The 22,969-nt window shown below is 55.4% G+C and carries 18 protein-coding genes and 1 tRNA gene; 9 read left to right on the top strand and 10 right to left on the bottom strand.

From position 1 onward, the window contains the following. Positions 1-198: 198 nt before the first annotated feature. The 4 genes from Pan181_RS05855 to Pan181_RS05840 form a co-directional block, all read right to left on the bottom strand. Positions 199-420 (bottom strand): hypothetical protein, encoded by a 222-nt coding sequence (locus Pan181_RS05855; protein WP_145245939.1) that lies wholly within the window; start codon positions 418-420, stop codon positions 199-201. 314 nt (positions 421-734) lie between these two features. Then, positions 735-1,724, bottom strand: a complete 990-nt coding sequence (locus tag Pan181_RS05850) for a DUF1559 domain-containing protein (protein ID WP_145252032.1) — start codon at positions 1,722-1,724, stop codon at positions 735-737. A 121-nt stretch (positions 1,725-1,845) separates the two neighbouring features. Then, the gene (locus tag Pan181_RS05845; protein ID WP_145245938.1) at positions 1,846-3,357 is read right to left on the bottom strand and encodes a FecR domain-containing protein; all 1,512 of its coding nucleotides are present in this window, start codon (positions 3,355-3,357) and stop codon (positions 1,846-1,848) included. Positions 3,358-3,364: 7 nt separating this feature from the next. After that, on the bottom strand, positions 3,365-3,898 hold the full coding sequence (locus Pan181_RS05840; RefSeq protein ID WP_145245937.1) for a sigma-70 family RNA polymerase sigma factor: 534 nt from the start codon (positions 3,896-3,898) through the stop codon (positions 3,365-3,367). Between the two features lie 673 nt (positions 3,899-4,571). Here Pan181_RS05840 and Pan181_RS05835 point away from each other — a divergent pair. The 3 genes from Pan181_RS05835 to Pan181_RS05825 all read left to right on the top strand — a co-directional run bounded on the left by Pan181_RS05835 (position 4,572) and on the right by Pan181_RS05825 (position 10,784). Beyond that, complete coding sequence (locus Pan181_RS05835; protein WP_231943761.1) at positions 4,572-8,513, top strand: PEP-CTERM sorting domain-containing protein; 3,942 nt, start codon at positions 4,572-4,574, stop codon at positions 8,511-8,513. A 164-nt stretch (positions 8,514-8,677) separates the two neighbouring features. Then, on the top strand, positions 8,678-9,574 hold the full coding sequence (locus tag Pan181_RS05830) for a LamG-like jellyroll fold domain-containing protein (RefSeq protein WP_197528953.1): 897 nt from the start codon (positions 8,678-8,680) through the stop codon (positions 9,572-9,574). 91 nt (positions 9,575-9,665) lie between these two features. Beyond that, a complete protein-coding gene (locus Pan181_RS05825) occupies positions 9,666-10,784 on the top strand; it encodes a sialate O-acetylesterase (RefSeq protein WP_145245935.1) in 1,119 nt (372 codons plus the stop codon). Positions 10,785-10,893: 109 nt separating this feature from the next. On the opposite strand, the gene Pan181_RS05820 is transcribed toward Pan181_RS05825, so the two are convergent. Further along, positions 10,894-11,835 carry an IS5 family transposase gene (locus Pan181_RS05820; protein WP_145244898.1) on the bottom strand — a complete coding sequence of 314 codons (942 nt, stop codon included), beginning with the start codon at positions 11,833-11,835 and terminating at the stop codon, positions 10,894-10,896. Between the two features lie 67 nt (positions 11,836-11,902). Here Pan181_RS05820 and Pan181_RS05815 point away from each other — a divergent pair, with 67 nt between their 5' ends. Then, positions 11,903-12,835 (top strand): 3-keto-disaccharide hydrolase, encoded by a 933-nt coding sequence (locus Pan181_RS05815; RefSeq protein ID WP_145245934.1) that lies wholly within the window; start codon positions 11,903-11,905, stop codon positions 12,833-12,835. A gap of 216 nt (positions 12,836-13,051) precedes the next feature. Here the strand turns inward: Pan181_RS05815 and Pan181_RS05810 are convergent. Continuing rightward, positions 13,052-13,126: transfer RNA gene (locus Pan181_RS05810), tRNA-Pro, on the bottom strand. 254 nt (positions 13,127-13,380) lie between these two features. On the opposite strand from Pan181_RS05810, the gene Pan181_RS05805 reads away from it, so the two are divergent. Genes Pan181_RS05805 through Pan181_RS05795 form a run of 3 tightly spaced genes read left to right on the top strand, consistent with a single transcriptional unit; the run spans position 13,381 to position 16,713 of the window. Next, a complete protein-coding gene (locus Pan181_RS05805) occupies positions 13,381-14,595 on the top strand; it encodes an argininosuccinate synthase (RefSeq protein WP_145245933.1) in 1,215 nt (404 codons plus the stop codon). Between the two features lie 54 nt (positions 14,596-14,649). Beyond that, the gene (locus Pan181_RS05800) at positions 14,650-15,036 is read left to right on the top strand and encodes a four helix bundle protein (protein WP_145245932.1); all 387 of its coding nucleotides are present in this window, start codon (positions 14,650-14,652) and stop codon (positions 15,034-15,036) included. A gap of 39 nt (positions 15,037-15,075) precedes the next feature. Further along, a complete protein-coding gene (locus Pan181_RS05795) occupies positions 15,076-16,713 on the top strand; it encodes an ABC transporter permease (RefSeq protein WP_145245931.1) in 1,638 nt (545 codons plus the stop codon). A gap of 556 nt (positions 16,714-17,269) precedes the next feature. On the opposite strand, the gene Pan181_RS05790 is transcribed toward Pan181_RS05795, so the two are convergent. The 4 genes from Pan181_RS05790 to Pan181_RS26960 all read right to left on the bottom strand — a co-directional run bounded on the left by Pan181_RS05790 (position 17,270) and on the right by Pan181_RS26960 (position 19,867). Further along, positions 17,270-18,211, bottom strand: a complete 942-nt coding sequence (locus tag Pan181_RS05790; RefSeq protein ID WP_145244898.1) for an IS5 family transposase — start codon at positions 18,209-18,211, stop codon at positions 17,270-17,272. Between the two features lie 63 nt (positions 18,212-18,274). Then, entirely contained in the window at positions 18,275-18,640 is a 366-nt protein-coding gene (locus Pan181_RS25935; RefSeq protein ID WP_197528951.1) for a hypothetical protein, read from the bottom strand. 203 nt (positions 18,641-18,843) lie between these two features. Next, the gene (locus Pan181_RS05785) at positions 18,844-19,068 is read right to left on the bottom strand and encodes a hypothetical protein (RefSeq protein ID WP_145245930.1); all 225 of its coding nucleotides are present in this window, start codon (positions 19,066-19,068) and stop codon (positions 18,844-18,846) included. A 538-nt stretch (positions 19,069-19,606) separates the two neighbouring features. Further along, a complete protein-coding gene (locus tag Pan181_RS26960; protein WP_145252030.1) occupies positions 19,607-19,867 on the bottom strand; it encodes a CPCC family cysteine-rich protein in 261 nt (86 codons plus the stop codon). A 760-nt stretch (positions 19,868-20,627) separates the two neighbouring features. Here Pan181_RS26960 and Pan181_RS05775 point away from each other — a divergent pair. Beyond that, complete coding sequence (locus Pan181_RS05775; RefSeq protein ID WP_197528949.1) at positions 20,628-21,533, top strand: alpha/beta hydrolase; 906 nt, start codon at positions 20,628-20,630, stop codon at positions 21,531-21,533. 178 nt (positions 21,534-21,711) lie between these two features. Continuing rightward, positions 21,712-22,965, top strand: a complete 1,254-nt coding sequence (locus Pan181_RS05770; RefSeq protein ID WP_197528948.1) for an aspartate/ornithine carbamoyltransferase family protein — start codon at positions 21,712-21,714, stop codon at positions 22,963-22,965. Positions 22,966-22,969: the final 4 nt, after the last annotated feature.

Raw genomic sequence — 22,969 nt, 5'->3', positions numbered from 1 at the left:
AACTATCTTTTCCGCAGTTACCTGCTTTTATCTCCAAATAACGAGACAACTGGATCTTGTTGCGACAAGCGATGTGAGCTTCCGTCTTCTGACTGCGTTGTATGGATCCTGAGCACGAATGTTGTGCTATGAGGATACCGACCACTTGAGGCTTCTGGGTATTAGTCCGCAGATTACAAGATCACAGTACTTTGAGATCTAGAAGCTCTCCACGAACGGTTTGCCACCGTCCCAGGTGAGGTCAATTTCCAAATCAGCGGTCTCTTCCGTGATCTCAATCATGACATTCGACATGGAGGGATTGGAATACTTCTTGGGGGCGTACCATTTCTGGCGGCTGTTGGGCTGCATCTCCATGGCGGTGATCGTGACCTTGTGCTTACCAGGTACGCACCCATCCCCCGCGGTGTGTGTGGTCAATTCGAATCTCCCGTTTTCGTCAAGCTTGCCAAAAGCAGGGCGATACCCCGCAGGCAGTACTTGAAGCGACCCGCATGGAACAGGTTGCCCGTCAATGAGCACCCGCCCAGAGACCGGTACTAGCGTGACATCACGGTTGTTGCAGCCAGCTATAAAGCCACACAGTGCCAGAAAGATAGCGATACGCAGAGGGGTTTCATACATGGGTGTATACTTTTGAATGGTAGACATTTAGCGCAGTGCGTTGGAGAGCAATCGTGCAACCGCCTGCTGCTTGTCGCTTGAGCGAGCGCCGCATTTGCTTGAAGCTCGAACTAGCGAGGGGTAGGCGTGTCGTCTACGGTGTCATCGATTCCTTCCAAGTCCCCATTGGCTCGCGTGGAGAGAGTTCGGTAAGTCCAGATGTCAATGCTGTCGTTGAGGAACTCAACGTGTCCGTCGCCGAACGCAAACAATCCACCATCTGGGTGGCGACTGGCAAATGCTCCATTGGTTGTGTATCCATACGCGGTATAGGGTGTGCCGTAGCCGGGGGGTGTATTTAGTGGGTTTTCAGTCGACCTCAAGCTGTCCTGATGGCGAGCCGCAGCGGTCCAGCGATTGGAAGTGGCTTTCTCGTGTCCATCGATCGTTTCGCCCACAAACATTGTGCGGCTGAGTCCATCGGTTATCTGTCTAGGCTTGATCTTTCGCGCGTAGAGGAACACTCCTGTGTTATCGACCTTCACAGGAAGGGAGGCCCAGCCATAGGTGGGACCATTCGATCCCATGCAGAGTGCATAGCTACCAACCGCCTCGGGGCCATTGCCCCAATCCACTGACTTCGGACGCGAATCGGAGGGACAGTTGTAGGCCTCGATAACCGTAGCGACGATGGCTTGATGGGCCACGGAGTGCGTGTCGTCGCCGATGCGTTCAGGCACCCCTGGAGAGCTCCAGAAATGATCCAGGTCGATCGCGTCGTAGAGAGCACCCTGCTCCATAAAAGGAAGGATCTGAACAAACCCGCTGTAAGACCTGCTGTTGTCCCAACCCGAGGTCGACAAGCCGGCATTGGCAGCATCCGTGAGACTGGCACCATCGCATCCAGCTCGCCCCTGAGGATAACACTTATTCGTATCGGAATAGTTCTGTATCGCCAAGGCTATTTGCTTTAACTGATTCGTACACTGAATCCGCCGAGCCGCTTCTCGCGCAGCTTGGACAGCAGGGAGCAGAAGCGCCACGAGGATACCGATGATTGCTATCACCACCAATAGCTCGACCAATGTAAAACCACGTTTGTACCGCCAAGTACAGGCCATAGTACCTACCCTAATAATGAGTTGTGAAACAATGTGAATAGGAGTGTGAAGGGTTAGCAACCAATGCGAAGACAGCTTGTGCGCATCGACCCCCAGGAGGGAGAAGACCTGACGTCGCTCACTAGCGATTCGGTGCTGTTGGCTCAACCGTCAATGGCACGGCCGCCACGCCGTACATGTTGGCCCCGGCTTTCAAGCTCTTATGACGTTTTCCGGTACTAATCAGCGGACCATTAGGTCCCAGATTGGCAACCCCTCCCTTTGGCATCACTTTTCTCCACACGGAGAATCGACGCTCAATACTCTTACCTGGCCCTACGTCAGTAGCCACTCCCGAACCGGGAATGAGGAACTCACCTTCATCGAGACCAATCTCGTCGCCAGTATTCTCAAAAGACTCCACTAACCACTCTGGTGTGGTGATTCGTTCATCCAGAAACACATAAACGATTGCTGGCTGGGCAAGTGTAAGGCTGATATTGAGTGGCCCGATCATTTTGTCATTGTTGAACGTCTTAACTAGCTCCGCGCCAATCAGATACTCGGGAATGCCCGCGGCAGTTACTCCGTTCCATTCATGCGAAGGGCGATCGACGTAAGCCAACGCATCCTCTTGTAAACCGTTAGGTACGATCTCGTAAAAGCTCCACAAGTCTTCGCGTACGTTGTTGTCCGTCACCGAGGCAATCACGTTCTCATTTTTGTCGACAGCATGTCGACCTACTCCAAGCCGCTGCACATCAACAATTCGAGATAGAGTTCCGGCGCGAGTGACTTGCACCGCCTCTCCCGCACGCAATTTTTTAAGAACTTCTCTTGGTTTCGCCCCGTCGTCGTTTGGCATGACCTTAAATCGCAGTTCGAGATCGCCATCAAACACCACCACGTTGGTGCTGCCCGCCTCGACTCCGACAGAACATTCCGCGCCCAAGTGGAGCACTTCGGCGGCCTCCGACTCGATCGTAAACCCTTCGGCCTCGCTGGGGACGTTGATCATTACATCGCCGTCAATCATGCGAATGCGATCTGCGGAAACGATCTGCATAATGACAGGAGACTCCAGCACTGCTACCGCGTTCGAGACCATCCGCAATTCGATGGCGCCCTCCCTGAGCCAGAGCGTGTCGCCCTGGAGCACTTCGTTCGTATGGCTTGCATTCGAACGCCCTACGGTCCAATCCACCTTAGCCATCAATGGTGTAATGGTGCCGACGTAGTTGACGGTCTCCACCGGCACGCTTGGCGGAATCGTCTTCTGCCCCGCAAGGAACTCGCCCTGGTCTCGCCACCGGAGCCACAAGACACAGCAAATGACTGCCAGCAGACTCGCAGCAATGCCGAGCCGCCACATCGAGCCCATTTCCCACTTACTTGGAACACTATTCAAGTCGGCAAACAATGAGACGTCGCAATCTGGTGGCATCGTGGTCTGTATGTTCTTGCGTAGCGACCATTCAAGCTCAGTGTGAACAGCCATCACCTCGAAGTACTTCATGCGCGCATGAGGGCTCGCCGTGAGCAACGCCGACAGCTCTTGCACTTCCTCCTCCGCAATCGCCCCGCTGCAACTCGCTAGGGCGAGATCCACGAGCCGATTCTCGTCGAACGGATGGTTTGTTGACGATGTTTCCATGGTTGAATCACCCGAATTGTTCACGCTGTGATCGCTTAACGCATTCGCGAAGAGCACGGATCGACTTAGCTAGGATCTTATAAACAGTACTGGCGGGTTTTCCCGTCTGTGTCGCAATCTGCTTAACGCTGGCTTGGTTTCGATATCGTTCTTCGATAAAGCTGCGCTGTTGATCGCCCAATTTGTCGATACAGCCACTCAACATACGATGAGTCTCTTCGCGGAAGCTATCAGTCGCCGTCCAGTCGGACGTGAGCGCCATGATTGCCTCTTCGCTGTACCACAGCCGGCTTTTGGCGTCGCGACTTCGAAAGCTGCGAACCTCCATGGCAGCAAACCCAATCGCCCAGCGTAGAAAGAGCTGCTCGGAGTCGTAGGTATGCCTCTTCCGCCAGAGAGCCAAGTTGACTTCTTGAAGTACGTCATCAGCATCCACCGAGTGTGGTATCAGACTCACAATGAAGGCACGTAGATCCCTCTGGCTCTGTGCTATTGCAGTGACGAAGCCTTCGTCATCTCGAGAAACATTTCCGCTTATCATCGGTAGACCTTCACCACTCGTCGAATGACCTAAGGAAGCCGAGCAATACGAACTGGCTTCGGATGAGTTTCGAGTAGGCTACATGGTAAAACGAGCCGCCTACAAACACTCGCGAGCAGGCGCCGGATTTTGCCATGTTTTTTCTCAGGAACCCAAAGAATCGACAATCAATCAAGTTGGAAGCGATCGATTCCTTCGGTTTACCGTCAGGCCAGTCGGCTCGATAGTTTTTTTGCCTTTCGCAGAAATTGCTTGGCAAAATCTCTGGTCATCGTGCGAAATCGGGTGAAGCCAGGCGGCTTAGTGTTTCAAATCCTTGGAAATACTTCGACTTATCCCCAGCTTCTGAAGTGGATAACTAGGGGTAGATTTAAAGCCCCTCCCAAAGCAACGCAGCCTTTTTAGAGCCCGATGACCACCTGGGAGGTGGGAAGTGGTTGCTGTAAGCAACAAGTCCCTGTCTCCCACTTACTTTAGCGCGCGTTACGCTCTGGTTCTTGGTCAACGAGCTTATCAAGAAGCATGCTGATGTTGTCGTAGAAGTACGCGTGTTCGTACTCCTGAACCCCCATATATCGTAACGATTCCTTATCGAGGCCATCTTCTTTGGAGTTATAGGATTATGCGCAGGCGAGCCATCCCTCTTGCACTTTCAGCCCCCCTGCTAGTGCTGTTGTCACTGCTACTGGGACCTTCCGCAGTTTCCGCCCCTCCCAGTTATGAATCGGAGGTGTTGGCCGACAATCCGTTTGTGTACTACAGGTTCAATGAAGTCAGTGGCACTGCTGCCACCGACTCTAGCAGCCATTCGTTGGATCGGGCGACGGAGCAGTACCTGGCTGCCCCCGAGGGCTCTAAGGCGTTCTCTAACTCGCTCGGAAGTGCCTCCTACGAGTTTGTGTTTAATGGGACGAATGTCGACAACAGAGTCATGCTGTACGGCAGTGCGAATGATGGATCACATACCAATTCGCACATCTCCATCAACGATGGTGCGCAGGGACGATTCCGCTTGTATTTACGGGACGAATCAGGCGATTTTATCGGAGGGTATTTCGACGACGCCAGCCTGCTAGACGGTTCCTATCACCATTTGATCTGGACCTACGATCAAACAGGTGCCGAGTTGACGGATCGCCTGAAGGCTTATGTGGACGGAGTACCAGTAGGTTTTACCTTTAACGGTGGCTCGAAGGCACCGTCCGACTTCTCCTCTGAGTTTCAGTATGCTCCGTACTTTGGAGCCTTGAATAACCGCGGCAGTATCTACTCGCCGTTCGACGGATTGCTCGACGAAGCCGCCCTCTACGCCTCGGTACTGGATGCCCAGGATGCGAGCGCACGAGCTATTTCGTTGGGTATGAATATTCCTGATTATTGGATCCTCAATAAGGGTGGCAGCTTCAACAATGCCGCCAATTGGGCTAACGGCGTCGTTCCGAGCTCTACCGCCCTGTTTGCGCAGACCCTTTCTTCAACCAACGCACCGGCGGAGGTGACGCTGGACAGCCCCGTCACCCTTGGCAACTTGTCGTTCAACAGCAGTCTGCAATTCGAGCTTGCTGGCCCTGCCGCCTTGACCCTGACTGGTGACGCGGAAGTCCATGTCAACCGGGACGTACATACCATTTCTGCCGACGTGCTTGGTAGCACAGGCGTGTTGAAAACCGGAGGGGGGGCACTCGTACTCGACGGAGCCAAGGGCTACACCGGGCAAACCACCATTCAAGGCGGCCAGGTGATCATTAACAACCTGGATGCAGTCGACAACCAGGCCAGTGGCGTAGTGAATATCAGCGGTGGCGCCAGGCTGTTGCTGCAAACCGGTGCCAGCGGCGTGTTTGCTACGGAACTGACTGGCGAGACCTCCGGCGATGGCGAGGCGATCTTCCAAATGGATTATACCCTGCTTCCCGAAGAAACGGTCAGCATCAACCGTAGCAACCCCACCTTTGGCGGAGTCATACGCGTTCAAGGCGGCACTCTCGCGATATCGAACAATGGCGCCCTGGGTGTCGGTGGCACCCTAGCTGCCGAAACGGAGATCGAATCAAACAGCACTGGCAAGCTTGCCCTTACCGGTGGAGTAACGATTGCGAATGAGGTACTCGACTTCGAAGGCCGCACGACGGAAGACATTGCTCTTACCAGCAGTGGCAATAACGCCTGGAATGGTTACATTTTTGCGGACGGCACGGTCAACAACCCTCTGTTCAACATCGAGTCGGCTTCGGGAACACTCACCATCGATAAGGTGTACGCCTCGGACGATTCCGATCCGCATACACTCGTGTTCTCTGGAGCTGGAAACACCGTCATCTCAAGTTACATTACCGATGGAGAGGTCAATCTGGCGTCGGGACAAGTGACCTTCACCAATTCGCACGACAAGAACGTCAGCGTCGTCAAGCAAGGTTCCGGCACACTCACGATTGGCTATACTTCGAGCGAGTCGGCCCATTACTGGTACGGGGACACCGTTGTTGAAGAAGGCACCATGGTGGTGACCGGCTCGGGCAACACCGGCGAACTGTTGAGCGAGAACATTACCATTAAGTCGGGGGCGACGCTGGACGTCTCTTCGTTTACCAACTATCAGCAAACCATTAGCGGCGTGATCCGAGGTGGTGGTACCATCGACGCCCAAGCCGGCACAACCAACAAATCGGTCGACTTCTACGACGATGGCAGCCTGGTGCCAGGAGATAGCGACGGAGAAGTTGGCACGCTTTCGATCATTGGCAACGCCCGGCTTTTGGCGGGCGATGGCGGTGGCGCGTGGGCCTTTGACGTTGGTAACGACGCCGATACTAGTGGCGACCTTCTGTCGGTCTCGGGCTCGTTTACCGCTTCGACAACTGACTTTACGTTCAACATCACTCCCGCCCATGGTTATCTGGACGTCGGTTCGAAGACGCTAGTGACCTATTCTTCTGGCACCAACAGCTCTTTGAACTCAGTAGCCGCAAACATTACTGACCCATCTGGCAATCAGCTGACCACACGACAAACCGCGTCGATCAATGGATCGACCGCGGGGCAGGTGCAGGTAGTCATTTCCGGTTCGTCTGCTACGCGTACTTGGAACGGAACCACCTCGGTCTGGGATGTTGCTTCGAGCCAAAACTGGCAAGAGGGAGATAAACAGTATCAAGACCTCGACCACGTCGTGTTCGACGACTCGGCTACTGGTTCTACGATTGTCAGTGTGGATGGAGATCGCTATGCAGGCTCGGTGACGTTTGCTGGTTCGTCGAAGAGCTATACGTTGGTTGGCGATGGAGGCATTGCCGGCAGCGGTGAGGTGAATATCGAATCCGGGACCGTTTACTTCGGCAACACTGGCAACAACTATTCTGGTGCCACTACCGTGGCTTCTGGTGCCTCGACCAGTTACTTGGTCGATGCCTCCACCGGCGACATCAGCAACTCAGGCCTACTGGCGGTCGGCAGCAAGAGTGCGGGAAGTACTCCGCTGCCGATTGTGAATGGCGACTTCGAAACAGGCACCGACAACGATTCGGAACTTACCCCGATTGCCGGCTGGACCAGCGGCTCGGGAGCGACCCCCGGTTGGTGGTTGAGTGATGGCACCGACGACCCCAATCCCGTGGATGCCAATGGATCGTTGATCTTAAGTGCCAACCGAAATAGCGCAGGAGCTCCAGCGGGGGCCACCGACTCCAGCATCACTCAGTCGCTCAATGTTTCTGCTCATAGCACTGCGATCGATGCGGGCGGTCAGACCATTGCTTTGTCCCTTATGTATGCTGGCACCGATGGTAACGATAAGGGCGAGATGCGCGTTGAGTTTCTCGATGGCAGCGGTAACAGCCTCGGCTTTGCCGACCCCGCAAACTACGGCAATACCGGTTCGGCTTGGCGTGAAACGAACCTCACGGCCTACGTGCCGATTGGGACGCGAGAACTGTCGATTGAGCTCTTTGCAACAAGGTCCACTGGTAGCGCGACCAACGTAGCCGTCGACAATCTTCAAGGGAATATCGTTGATGGATTCGATAATCTGGCTGATCTTAACGTGGCCGGCGACCTCGCTTTGGCTAATAGTTCCACGCTGGAATTGTTCGTGCAGTCGGAGGGAGAGCATAGCACGGTCACGGTGGCGGGAGCCTTTACCGCCGATGGTATATTCCAGCTTACCGAACTGGCAGATGCCGTCTTTAATGTGGGCGACGTATTTGATGTGCTGAACTTCGATCCCGAATCCGTGACCGGAGCGTTCGACAGCCTCGTGTTGCCGGTACTGGCTAGCGGTCTGGACTGGGATACGACCAATCTGTTGCTAACGGGCGAATTGGCTATTGTTTCGCTCAACCTCGCCGGCGACTTCAACGGCGACGGAATCGTCAACTTGGCCGATTACACCGTTTGGCGTGATAACCTGGGCGCCGACGAGTCGGTTCTACCGCCCGGCACGGGGGACAATTCCGGCCTTGTTGACGCCGGTGACTATACCGCATGGAAGAACAACTTCGGCGCATCAACGCCTGGAACCATCGCCAATGGTTCGGTCGCCGTGCCCGAACCTGGCAGTATTACCCTGCTGATTGGTTGCCTAGGCATCGCCGGAATGCTGTTCAAGCAACGCAAGTAAGATTCTTCACTTCTCAGGTAGCGGCCGGCGGGCATAGGGCAGCAGCTCGCCGGTCGCTGCTGGAGTCTTTGCATCCGCCCTTTTGCATGGCCCCTGCGTCCCTTCTCAATGAGGCTGTTTCACTTCCCCTCTTCATGTCAGTACCACACCCAAGGAAAAGCATAATGATCTTTGACCGAAGCTTTCGCCCCACTCTTATATTGCTGTCGTTACTTGCCGTTGGTACGGCCTGTGGCAATGTGAGTTTGGCTGCTCCTCCGAGTTACGCAGCTGAAGTGCTCTCCGACAATCCATTCCTCTATTATCGCTTTGGTGAAAGCACCGGCGACGTGGCCGCCGACGCTGGCGCCAGTGCGATGGATGGAACCTATGTAAACTCCCCCCTATTGGGCACTACTGGTGGAGGATTAGGCAGTGACGACGCGGTTGCCTTTTCTCGCGGATCGTCGCAGTACCTTGCGACACCCGATGCCGCCAAGCCGTTCTCTTCTTTCCTGGGGAATTCGACTTACGAGTTTGTATTCAGTGGGACCAATACCGACAACAGAATAATGCTCTACGGCTCTGCGAATGATGGATTGACCACCAACTCTCACGTATCCATCAACGATGGCGAGCCAGGAAGGTTTCGCTTCTATATTCGTGATGACTCCGGCAAGATCATTGGAGGATATTTCGATGATGCAACCCTCCTCGACGGTTCCCATCACCATCTGCTCTGGACTTATGACCAAACAGGAGCTGAACTCACGGATCGCCTGAAAGCTTATGCCGATGGAATGCCCCAAGAACTGCTATTCAATGGGGGATCCCAGGCTCCCTCGAACTTCTCCTCCGAGTTCAACTACGCCCCGTATTTTGGAGCAATGAATCTACGCGGTAGTCTTTACTCCCCGTTTGACGGAGTGATTGATGAAGCCGCTCTCTACACAACTGTTCTCACAGAACAAGAGGTGCTCAATAGGGCTCAGGCGCTCGGAGTTGGGGTGCCCGAACCCACCAGTGTCCTACTGCTGTTGTTAGGCGCCTGCGGATACTTAGTAACGCGCCGACGTGTCTAAGACTCTCTATCGCCGCTGGTCGCACCCAACGGTTCGGCCAGCGGTTCCTTATTACTCCCTTGATTTACCAACGATAGATTGTGACGAAGTGATGAGCTCCCTATTGAACCAACTTATGAACGCGCACCAAGTACTGCAACGTGCGGCAGCGGCTTTCGCTCTGTCCTGGAAAGGTAAACGCCTGGCATTGCAGATGGCAGCACCTGCCAGACGATCGATGGCCGTTCTCTTGATGGCAATTGCACTACTTCCTAGCACGTTACACGCAGAGAAAATTCATGTCTATCTAGTGGGCGGTCAGTCAAATGCGGATGGGCGTGCACCAAACAATGACTTGCCAGCAGAGCTAAACGGTTCGCAGTCGGACATTCCCTTTTACTGGGGAAAGGGAACTTCAAATAGCCATTCGAGTCCCAGCCAGATAACGTTGATGTACGACTTCCTCCAGCCTGGCAACTCGAGAACCAACCAATTCGGACCGGAGATCACCTTTGGGCGAGCAATGGCCGACTACCACGCAGCCCGTGGGGAGAAAGTCGCCATCATTAAATACGCTCAAGGGGATACCAACCTTTTTAGCCAGTGGAAAGCGGGCGGCGATACAACCACTTCGGGCGACGGGGATGTCTATAAAATCTTCCAGTACGTCGTAGAGCATGGCATGGAGACCATTCAGTCCGACGAAAACCTGAACGGCAACTCGCCTTCGCCTCGGGGCGACTTCGGCACCACCGGCACTCTTGAGTTATGTCTTGAGGGGATGATTTGGATGCAAGGCGAAGCCGACACCCATGCCGAGCGGAGCCTCGTGTTTGAGGACAATCTAAGAGGATTTATTGCCGATATCCGTGCCACCTACGGCAGCGATCTGCCGTTTGTGATTGGTCAGTTGTCGAGCAATCAGACGGCCCTCAACAGCACCTACCTCGATCGAGTTAGCTCTGCTCAAGCGGCCGTGGCCGCCGAAAGCCCTTACACGGGGCTAGTGAACACCGACGACTTTGAACTCAAAAGCGATAATCTTCATTTTTCAGGGGCTGGTCAGCAAGCTCTGGGATACGCATTCGCGGAGCAGATGCAGGAGATGCGCGTACCAGAGCCATCGGGGGCAGCGATTGCCTTAGGGGCTTCGCTCGCCTTCTGCGCAGGGCATCGCTGGCGACGTACAAGGTGCCGGCGATCGTTGCTCCACTGTTGCGGGGCGAGATAGGTTGACGCACAGAGTCTTAGAGCTGCACTCATTGCTCTGTTAGCTTGTTCGAGACTGAGCGGTGGTAGAGCAGTGATGTGCAATTCATACTCCTTGATGGCCTTGTTGACTAACTCCACTCGAACTGTGGAAGCCCGAGTTGGGTGAATTGATTGATGATTTTACAGCGCAAGCGGGCTTCCGTTTGTTGGTTTTCGAATACTCGGTTTTTGAGATGGCTCCCAAAGCTTTGTTTCACTCGGTACATGGTCGTTTCCGCCAAGCTTCTACGATGATAGCCCACTTCCTCTTTCCAACTCCTACGCCCCTTGCGTCGAATCTGACGAATTGCCTCGTCCCGGGGCAAAGGCTCCTCCGCAGAGTTGCCATGTTGTTTGATCTTGGCGTTGTGCTGCGGCGGAATCACCGGCTCAATGCCTTCGGATTCCAGCCCTTCATAAACCTTCCACTTGTCGTAACTACCGTCGCCGTGAAACTTTTTTACGGGCTGCTCCACCTGCTCCAGCATTTCGGGAACCGCATCGGCATCGTGGCAACTGTTCTCGGTCAAAATCTCCGCCACAATCTCGCGGGTGTCAGGATTCACCGACAAATGCAGCTTCCGCCATGTCCGCCGCTTCGACTTGCCATGCGTCCGCATCTTCCATTCGCCCTCGCCAAACACTTTCATGCCGGTGCTATCCACCACGATATCGATGTCGCCCCTCTTGTTAGCGATATCGAGCGAAACATTCAGCTTGCTGGCTCGCTTGGCGAGCGAAGAATAATTGGGAATCGCTGCCTCGACGCCCAACATCGCCACCAGCGAGCGGCCGAATCCCTCAGTCTGCCGATAGGGAAGTTTCAGCAGTTCGCGAATCGTCAGCAAGCACTCGATCGCCGTATCGCTGAAGACAAAAGGGCGACCGACTTTTGTCTGGTCGTTAGGATGTTCCCAGTTCTCCAACGCCTCGTCGCTAAACCAAATAGTGATGTTTCCACGCTCGATGAGCGACTTGTTATACTCCTTCCAGTTCGTGACTTTGTAGGTTCGTTTTTCTTTCGTAGCCATGTTCGATCTCCGTAAAAAAGGTACGTGGTTCCATTCCACGTTAGTTTTTACGGAGGTTTGTGACTAATTGTTCAACAAGGCCCTCCTTGATTATCCGTTTCATGACGATTCCATCTGTTTCATCTTCCCGATGCTCTCTCATATCCACTCACAGGTTCGGTTAGAGGCACACCCTCGCCTGAAATCAAACATTACAATGATGCCACTAAAGACTACGATTGCGTTTCTCCTATCGCTTGCTCTTGTCATCGTGGCACAAGGCGAAGAGCGAGGTCAGCCCAGCACTTCATCAACCACAAAGCCACTCACCGATGATAGCGAGGTCATCCTCATCGGCTCGCAAGGTCTAATCGGCTTTGAAGAAGTGAATGAGTCACTGGTGCAATGCGGCGACGCTCGCATTGCACCTGACGGGAAGTATCTCATCACCACACCAGGCAGCGGTGTTCTAACCGCCGCAAAAAAAGAAAGCGGCAATCTCTACACGAAGCAAAGCTTTGGTGACTGCGAGGTTCACGTCGAGTTTATGATGGGCAAAGGCTCGAACTCCGGCGTCAAACTACAATCTCGCTACGAAATCCAACTCTACGACAGCCATAACATCGAGAACCCTACGGCCAAACACTGCGGTGGAGTCTATCCCCATTGGGTATACCGCAAGAATGGAAAAGGTCTCAACTACATCGACGAGGGGGTCCCACCTCGCGCCAATGCCGCCAAACCTGCTGGAGAATGGCAATCGCTGGATATCGTGTTTCGTGCTCCACGCTTCTCTGCCGACGGTAAAAAGGTCCAGAACGCCCGCTTCGATTCGGTGAAATTGAACGGGGTGATTGTCCAGCAAGACGTTGAACTTTCCTCCCCCACCGGCAACGCCCAAGACCCTCTCCCCGAGATCGCCGAGGCGCCGCTTTTCCTGCAAACCGACCATGGCGCAGTGGCGTTTCGTAACGCCCGCGTGAGCCCTTTAGCAGTGGATACCTTAGATTCAGGCGAGTAGTCTATGGATGCCACGATGCCTGCACGTTCCACTTTCGTTGGCCTGCACGGGTTCCGGAACTATGGCGTTGAGGACTAACTGGAACCAGCGACCTACCTCCATCATGAAAGTTGGTGGAGAGTGAGAAAAACGCTGGAAGCAGCAAAGGAGCAAGCTGCACTGCCGACCACCAGCAGGTAACCTCGAAGGGCTTGTCAGCAAAAGACTTAGAGAGAATCGGGCTGAGAGGATTTGAACCTCCGACCTCTGCGTCCCGAACGCAGCGCTCTAGCCAAGCTGAGCTACAGCCCGTTTCAAGCTCGTTAGCCTACCAAAGCCGAATCGGATCGGCAAGGTCGGCGGGCTGTCGCCTGCCTGGGGGAGCGGCTTCGCGTTGCTTTGCCCGGCGGGGGGCGTGCAATCCCCGAATTCCTGCGGTTTCTTCTCCACTTCCGGGGGGCTCGCCGCTTGCTTATTAGGGAGTAGACAACCACAATCGAGGGCTGATTGTCGCGCGTTTGCTGCGGCTTTTCTGGCTTCCTGTCGTTTATTGGGATTCGAATCTTATGGCTAGTTGCGTGCTTGCGTATTCGGGTGGATTGGATACTTCGGTCATTTTGGGCTGGTTGCAGGACGAGGGGTACGAAGTGCACTGCGTGTACGTCGACCTCGGCCAACCGGGCGAAGATCGCGATGCGATGATCGAAAAGGCCAACAACAACGGGGCCGCCTCGGCTCGTATCCTCGACGTGCAAGAGGAACTTTGCCGCGACTACGCGTTCCCGGTCATGCAATGGCAGGCCAAGTACGAAGGCATTTACCTGCTGGGTACTTCGATCGCCCGCCCGCTGATCTCCAAGGCCATCCTGCAAGTCGCCCGCGAAGTCGGTGCGGTTGCCTACGCCCACGGAGCCACCGGCAAGGGGAACGATCAGTGCCGCTTCCAGCTGGCAGCCGAGGCCCTGGACCCCGATATCAAGATCATCGCCCCCTGGCGGATGGAGAAGTTCCGCAAGCTGTTCCCCGGCCGTACCGAGATGATCGAGTACTGCGAGTCGAAGGGAATTCCCGTCAAGGCTTCGAAGGCCAAGCCTTACAGTAGCGACGAAAACTGCCTGCACATTAGCTACGAAGCAGGCATGCTCGAAGACCCCGCGGTCAACGGCGTGTCGATCGTCGACTTTGGCATGGGAGTTTCTCCCCAAGATGCGCCCGACACCACCGAAGAAGTAACCATCGGCTTCGAGTCGGGCGTACCGGTTTCGGTCAACGGCAAGAAGCTCAGTGCCTTGGAAGTAGTAAAGACGATGAACGACATCGCCGGCCGCAATGGCGTCGGACGGATCGACATCATCGAAAACCGCTTCGTCGGCATGAAGAGTCGTGGCGTGTACGAGGCCCCTGGTATGACCGCCCTGTACGCTGCCCACCTGCAAATGGAACAACTGACCCTCGACCGCGACCTGATTCACCTTCGCGACCGCATGGCCCCCGAAGTGGCCGAGATGGTGTATTACGGATTCTGGTTCGTGCCGAAGATGGATGCCCTCATGGCGTTCATCAAGGAAGCCCAGAAACCAGTCACCGGCGAAGTCACCCTGGGCCTGTACAAAGGCAACATCGAGGTCCATGGCCGCACCAGCCCCAACAGCCTGTACGACGCCGAAGTCGCCAGCATGGAAGGCGGCGGCAGCTACGACCAAACCGACGCCGAAGGCTTCCTCCGCATCCAAGGCCTGCCAAGCCGAGTGATGGGCAAAGTCCACCCGCGGGCGTATTAGTTGGGTGTTGGAGGTTGGAAGTTGGGAGTTGGAAGGTAAGCCTGGGGGGAATCCATGGCAAGTTTTCGCGAACTGAAGGTTTGGCAGCTCGGCACCGAGTTGGCCATCGATGTCTATGGAGCTACACGATCGTTCCCCAACGATGAAAGGTTTGGCCTTATCAGCCAGATGCGACGAGCCGCTGTGTCGATTCCTTCGAACATTGCCGAAGGGCATGGCCGAAATTCCACACCCGAGATGATTCGCTTCTGTGGATACGCTCTCGGCTCCGTCGCTGAGTTGGAAACGCAGATTACGATTTCCCAAGGACTCGGGTTTGGCAACAGCAACGAACTTACAAGCGTCCTGGAAAAATGCGATACCACTTCCAGAATGCTCCATGGTTTGATTCGTTCTAATCGAGGCCGCGACAACCACAACTCTGGATCTGCCAACGAATAACTCCAAACGCCCAACGTCCAACCTCCAACTGACTTCGTTATGTACCTCACTCAAAATCCTGTCCTCCAGTACGAGCTCCTGAGCAATCTGCGATTGTTTCGGGCGTTTGTGTTGTTGTTTGCTTACGTGGCTTTGTTGGGTGGGGTGGTTTATCTGGCTTGGCCGCAGTCGGCGGTGTTGGATTTTGCTCAACCTGAAGAGGCCAAGCGGTTGGTCAATCTGTTCTTCTTCGGGCAGTACATCATCGCTTCGCTGATGACTCCCAGCTTTGCTGCGGGAGCCATCACCGGCGAGAAGGAACGGCAGAGCTACGAGATGCTGCTCGCCAGCCCGCTGAAGCCGAGTGCGATCGTGCTGGGTAAGTTGCTTGCTTCGCTCTGCCATCTCGCTATCCTGATGCTTTGCTCGTTGCCGATCGTGATGCTCTGCTTGCCGCTTGGTGGGGTTTCGCCTTACGAGGTGTTCTCGGCCTACATGGCCATGATTTCGTCGGTGGTTCTGTCGGGTACGATTTGTTTGTGGGCGAGTAGCTTCTTCAGTCGCACTTCGGCGTCGCTGCTGGTGAGTTATTTGATGATCCTTCCGCTGGCACTGGTCGGCGTGTTGATTTGGAACTCGCTCGGCACCCTCGGCTCGGCTCGCTTGATGTTCGGCATCGTCTTCGCGCCGGCCATTTGCTTGTTGCTCTCCTCGGTGTTCTGGTTTGCTACGCAACGTCGTTTGATGTACCCGGCCGACTTCGGCTCCGGCGGCAAGGACGTGGTCGACCTCGACAACGAAGCTCGCGAGTCGGTGGGCCTCTACATCAAGCGCGACGAGTTCCCCGATCGGCTGTTTGCTCCTCCCAAGCGAACCACGCTGCTCGAAGATGGGATGAACCCGATCTACGACAAGGAAATGCGCAGCGAGATCTTCAGCCAAGGCACCCTCATGCTACGGCTGGTGATTCAGATTTCGATGTTCCTGGCGCTGCCGATCATGGCGGTTTGCTTGTACATTTTTCCGCGTTATGCTCCTTGGTACATTTGTTACGTGTTGTTGTTCAACGTGCTGGTCGGGCCGGTCTTCTCGGCCGGCAGCGTGTGCAACGAACGCGAGCGCGAAACGCTCGACCTGCTGTTGGTGACCTTGATCACCCCCTGGCAAATGCTGTGGGGTAAATTGCTCTCCGGCCTGCGGGTGTCGAGCGTGCTGACCTGCTTTCTGATGTGGCCGGTGCTGCTGGCTTGCTTAATGCCGGTCGGTTACTGGGAAAACCTCGGCACGATGGCCGGGTACTTTTTGATTTTCGCCTTGAGTTGCATCACGACCGCGCTGACCGCGCTGTTTTGCTCCACGGTGTTTTCCAAGACTTCGCAGAGCTTGATGGCCAGCTACATCGTGCTGATCACGCTGTTCATCGCCCCGCTCGCTGCCCGCTATTTTTCCGACACGTTCTTTGCCGGCACCGAGGGGGCCCAAGTCGTGCGGCTGACCAGCGCGGCCAGCCCGTTCGCCGCGGCGTTTGCATTGCCGCTGGAGTTCGAGCAAGACATGCTCGACGCCCAGGAAGTCGCGGCCGTGTGGGCCGACCTCGACCTCTTCTACGCCTATGTCGGCGCGACCGTGCTATACAACCTGGCCCTGCTGGTGCTGATCGTGTGGATGTTCCAGGCCCGCTGGCGAATTGCCGATTAGCTTCGCGCTTGCATCGCGAGAGCGGGCACGCATCGATTCAACGCGGGTGGCAGGCGAATCGTTTTGCCCCCAAACCCCGGAAATCGATTCGTGGGGGCTTTATTGTCTCTACTCCGAGCCCGCCGACTTCGCGTTTCGCCTTGGTTTCCCGGCACATTTTCACGTTGCCGAAAAACGCCCGCAGGGAGTTTCGCCCCACCCCGCTGCTGAGTGGGGGCAATTGGGGACATTTGCCCGCTGAGTGCCCAGGCGACTCACGGTCCGGAGCACTGCGTAGCCCAAGTGCTGCCTTGAGGTTCGAGTTGTCAAAGATCGACGCACCCATCACAAGAGAGTGTACTGTTCATTAATGCACACCAGGTGGCCAATTACTACAAGAAACTGGGGAGAATTCTGGAGTCGTTTGGGGAGGGCTTGGAGCCTGCTAGCTAACCGAGATAACTGGCGTAGAACTATGACTCCTGTTCGGGCCATTGAGACTTGTCAGCGGCATTCCGTGTCCTTAATTGAGCACGTCGGGATCGCGACGATTAACAATGACAAATGGCCTTGTTGACTAACTCCACTCGAACTGTGGAAGCCCGAGTTGGGTGAATTGATTGATGATTTTACAGCGCAAGCGGGCTTCCGTTTGTTGGTTTTCGAATACTCGGTTTTTGAGATGGCTCCCAAAGCTTTGTTTCACTCGGTACATGGTCGTTTCCGCCAAGCTTCTACGATGATAGCCCACTTCCTCTTTCCAACTCCTACGCCCCTTGCGTCGAATCTGACGAATTGCCTCGTCCCGGGGCAAAGGCTCCTCCGCAGAGTTGCCATGTTGTTTGATCTTGGCGTTGTGCTGCGGCGGAATCACCGGCTCAATGCCTTCGGATTCCAGCCCTTCATAAACCTTCCACTTGTCGTAACTACCGTCGCCGTGAAACTTTTTTACGGGCTGCTCCACCTGCTCCAGCATTTCGGGAACCGCATCGGCATCGTGGCAACTGTTCTCGGTCAAAATCTCCGCCACAATCTCGCGGGTGTCAGGATTCACCGACAAATGCAGCTTCCGCCATGTCCGCCGCTTCGACTTGCCATGCGTCCGCATCTTCCATTCGCCCTCGCCAAACACTTTCATGCCGGTGCTATCCACCACGATATCGATGTCGCCCCTCTTGTTAGCGATATCGAGCGAAACATTCAGCTTGCTGGCTCGCTTGGCGAGCGAAGAATAATTGGGAATCGCTGCCTCGACGCCCAACATCGCCACCAGCGAGCGGCCGAATCCCTCAGTCTGCCGATAGGGAAGTTTCAGCAGTTCGCGAATCGTCAGCAAGCACTCGATCGCCGTATCGCTGAAGACAAAAGGGCGACCGACTTTTGTCTGGTCGTTAGGATGTTCCCAGTTCTCCAACGCCTCGTCGCTAAACCAAATAGTGATGTTTCCACGCTCGATGAGCGACTTGTTATACTCCTTCCAGTTCGTGACTTTGTAGGTTCGTTTTTCTTTCGTAGCCATGTTCGATCTCCGTAAAAAAGGTACGTGGTTCCATTCCACGTTAGTTTTTACGGAGGTTTGTGACTAATTGTTCAACAAGGCCATGACAAATAGTAAAATGGTAGAGAAGGAAATGGAGATCCATACGTAGTCCGTCAATCCGCCTTGAAGAGATGGAAAGAGCATTCTTGTGACCACTCCAAGACTGGCACTGGTCAGTCCAATTGAAACCAACCAGATATGCGTAGCGTTAGGGTACTTCGAACGTAGGCGACTCGTCAGAGAGCCCCGCGCTGCATAGCCGAAATAGGACGCGCCAAATAGAATAAACGTCGCTCGCCAAACGGCATCTAACCACCCCAGGTATGCGAGAAAGGCAGTCACCCCGAGCGCAAACAGAATCGCTGGCCAACTGTCGATGACACCATTATCGAGGCGGAACGATTTCACGAGACCCATTTCTCCAAGAACAAACTGTTTTCCCAGAACATGACAAGTTACTTTTCTGCAACGGGGACTTCAAGGCAATTTGAGTAGTCGTGCAATTTCTACGCCATCAGCGTGACACTTTTATATGCCAGTCATGGTGCACCGGCCTTCACTACAAAAATTCGCCACAATCTAGCGCATAACGACAAATAGGTTGCGAGGCTTTAGTGTTCTATAACTTCGCACTCGGGCAGTGTTTCTTTAAGTCTCTTGATTGCCTCGGTATCGAGTCCCGTGTAACCCAAGTGGAGCTTCTTGAGATGCTTCAACTCGGTCAGGCAGGACCAATCGGTTTCGGGCGAGACATAATTCATCAAGGCCAGGCTCTCTATCTGTGCGAGATCACCCAGCGGCTGAAGGTTATCGATTTCATCGCGGTCGAGAGTCACTCCGATGACCGATGAGAAATAGTGAATACCGACGATGTCTCGCAGCCACTCCGGTCCCGGCGGGCTCGCCCCTTGGGGATAAGAGCCGTTCTCCGTGGGACGTTCGTAGGCGAACGTAAGGTGTCCCCCTTGCGAAGCAACCCACTCGGCTGCTTACGCTTGGCGACGCGCGGAATGCACCCACCACCCCATGAGTATCGCCAGAAGCGTAAACGCCAGAAGAAACGCACGCAGCGAGAAACGCCAGGTCGGTCGATGCATGTTGAGTTAAGTGGCTAAAGGACTTGGTTGAGGACAAACCTCAGGCTAACAGGCGATGGACTTGCTGCCTAGCAGTTTTTCATGAGATGAGCTTCGGTGTGAAGGTCTTTGGTCGACTATGTTTCTTGCTGCTGAGGTTACCGTCGTAAAGCACGCTGCAGAAGAGCGGCGAGCAGTGACTTAACTCCGTATCACGCTTGGGCACCATAGAGGCAATCGACTTCGCAGGCCCCACCCGGTGACAATCCATATTTGACGGGTTCGTCGAATCCAGCTTTCACAGGGACCGTGATCGGTGCTCGAAAGCATCTCTTTCAGCAGCAGGCAAAACGTTTACCAGCATCTCCTCATCACATGCTCCGATTCGTTGAAAGTTAGCCCGCCCTGTTCGAAGCGTCATTTGATTGGGCCCAGAATGAACGTCCAGGCGATCGACATCAATGCCATCGTCTTCCCAAAAGCAAATGGGGCATATTAGATAATTGTTTCGCTCCGGGAGAGAAATGTAGTCACAGCAAGGACATTGTTCGCGAGGCATTGGGTTGTCTGGCTCGTACCATTCAAGTTCATCGGTTCCGCGGAACTTAATGTGGTTGCCTTTCAGTTGAACCGAAGCAGTGCCAGTAAATGTGGCATCCTCAACAAGCTCAAAACTAGATTCAGCGTACACGGTAAACTTCAGAGCTGATTCCGATTGGTAGCAGACCCCCTGTTCGTTGGGGTTTCCCAGAACAACCAAGTGAAGGTTTCTCATAATAAGCCTCAAACGCTCGATGGTCCAGAAAAAGTGCCGAGGTGCCTTGCGCCGAGCGAGGTTGTTGTGAGCCTTCGATGAGACATATACTTAAGTGAACCGGTAATAAATCATTCCAGCAGAGACTCGATTTAGTGGAAACGATGTGATGTTTAGGTGGCTGATTGGTCTCGACAAGGAAAGTCGCGAAGCCCGCAAGCTGGCACTTCAGTATGTTGCGGATACCGCACCGGATGCGAGTGTATACGGTGCTAGCCTCCGAGCGGACGAACCCAGTCGTTGGGTATTTGCCGTGTTCTACACGACTCCGCAACTCATGATAAAGCCGATGCCATATCGTCTCATCTCCGTATCGAAGTCGTCGCGGTCTGCGAGTGAACTGCCGCAACCCCCGGAGTCTCCATACTGCATACGTGGGCGTAAGTAAGCCAACAATGCGACCCTCCTCCTGAACCGCTGAATTGATTGTCTCCCCCCGCGTCCCCTCGGTAGAATGGGTCCGCTTGAAACAATCATTCACTTCGGTACTGCGAAGGAGACGACGATGCGTAAGGTGGTCGCTAGTGCGTTGGTGTGGTCGATGTTGTTGGTCGGTTGGGCTCATGGCGAAGAGCAGGTGCTTCGCGACATTGCTTACGACGATCAGCACGAGTCGCAGAAGCTCGACGTGTATCTGGCGGACACCCAGGAGCCCGCGCCGGTCATGGTGTTCATTCATGGGGGTGGTTGGGAGGCGGGGTCGAAAGCGGACGTGCCTTACTTCCTGCGCAAGGCGAACAACGAGGGCTGGCTGGCGGTGGTCTCGGTGGAGTATCGCTTTACCAACGTGGCCGTGCATCCGGCTCAGGTCGACGACTGCGCGCGGGCGATTCAGTACGTTCGCCAGCACGCGGAGGAGTGGAACATCGCCCCGCACCGTATCGGCGTGACCGGCGGTTCGGCCGGCGGGCATCTCACTGCGTACATGGCGCTGCAAGACGACGAGGCGAATCCCGACTCCGACGATCCCGTCGCCCGGCAGAGTTCCCGCGTCGCGTTTGCGATTCCGTTCGCCGGTCCCACCGACTGGGGGCTGCTGAGCAAGATCGAACATACGCACCCTGGTTACTTTCGGTTGCTCGGCGTGGCTCCTGGAACCCCGGCCGACCAGCTGGAGGCCGAGCGGGTGAAGGATGTCTCGCCGGCGAGCTTTGCGAGCGACGACGATCCTCCGATGCTCATCGTGCATGGCGATGCGGATAAGATTGTGCCGTTCGAACACGCAGCGGTGTTGGAAGCCGCGCTCGAGAAAGCCGAAGTCGAAGTGGAGCTGTACGTGGTGAAAGGGGGCTCGCACGGCGTGGCCGGCGCCGGCGGTGAAGGTGGCGAGCGGGCCGAAGCCTACATGCGCGAGAAGTTCGGCCACGCGGAACCGGCTCCCTCCAAAGAAGCGGAAGTCGCGCAGCCGTAGCGTTCGGCGGGCGGGTGAAGCAAGTTGCACGTCGTCGCTCATCGCATTGCTCGTGGGTTCGATGGTGATTTGTGGATAAAGTTCTCGCGGTTTCCAAAACGCAGGTGTTGACGATCGGCTTCTCGTTGTGCGATAACTGGCGAAGCGCTTCGCCCCCTTCCTCCCCCAGGTTCGCGCAATGTCTGTGGTTATGTCTTCGCCTGCTTCCGATTCTGCTCCCAAAACTCAAGACGAACGCGATTTACTGCTTTACGAAGGCCGACTTCAGCGGCCTCAAATGGCCAAAACCCCGGAATTGGCCCGCAACGGTCGCCTGCGGCACGTGATTTTCTCGGGCCAGTTCAATCCCGCGTTGCTCGACGAACTGGCCGGCGTGGCCGACGTCATCCGCCAACTTTCGAAGCACCGCGCCGGGCAAGATTTCCTGATCAGCCTGCTGCACCACAAGCGGGCGATGCTGTACTTCACGCAGCCTTCGACGCGTACGTTCCTGTCGTTCATGGCCGCCTGCCAGATCCTCGGCATTACCTGCAACGAGGTCCGCGACCCGCAAACGTCGAGCGAAACCAAGGGCGAAACGCGATTCGACTCGCTGCGGATGTTCAGCAGCTACTTCGATTTGATCGTCATGCGGTCGCCGATGGCTCGGCTGGCCGAAAGCTGCGCGTACCTGATGAACGACCTCGAGCGGAGCGGCAACCGTAGCGTGCCGATCGTCAACGCTGGCTCCGGGGCCGACGAGCACCCGACCCAGGCGCTGCTCGACATCTACACCCTGCAGCGTACGTTCAACTTCACGAGCCCCAACGATTCGTCCTACTCGTCGCGATTCGAAACGCTCCGCACCACGCCTGGTTGCGAAAACCTGACCAAGGGTCTGTCGAACAAAACCTACGCATTCTGCGGCGATATCGGCCGTGGGCGCACCGTGCGGTCGCTGGCCATGCTGCTGGCCAACTACGAAAACGTGCGGCTGGCGTTCATTTCGCCGAATCACCAGTCGCTGCAGATGCGTGAGGATCTCCGCGAGCGACTCACCGCCCGCGGGGCCCAGTTCTACGAGTTCGACTCGTTCGAACAAACGCTCGACGGCAAGCCGATCATCGAGACACTCGACGCGTTGTACATGACCCGTGTGCAACGCGAGCACGATACGTCGGACGATGCGGCCGGCTACGCAGCGCTCGACCTCACGCAGTACTGCCTGACCCCGCAACTCGTTTCGCGGATGAAGCCCTACGCCCCGATTCTGCACCCGTTCCCCCGCGATCAGCACTTCGGCGAAATCCCGACCGAGATCGATAACGACCCCCGAGCCATGTACTTTCGCCAGGCGCGCAACGGCATGTGGGCCCGCGCGGCGCTCTTGGCTCACGTGTTCGACGTCGACGGGCATATTATGCGATTCTTCCATAACGATTTTAGTGTGTGACAAA

The organism is Aeoliella mucimassa, assembly GCF_007748035.1.
In the GTDB taxonomy this organism is placed as follows: Bacteria; Planctomycetota; Planctomycetia; order Pirellulales; family Lacipirellulaceae; genus Aeoliella; species Aeoliella mucimassa.
Note: the sequence above shows the minus strand (reverse complement) of the source record. Positions and strands in the feature narration are given on the sequence as shown.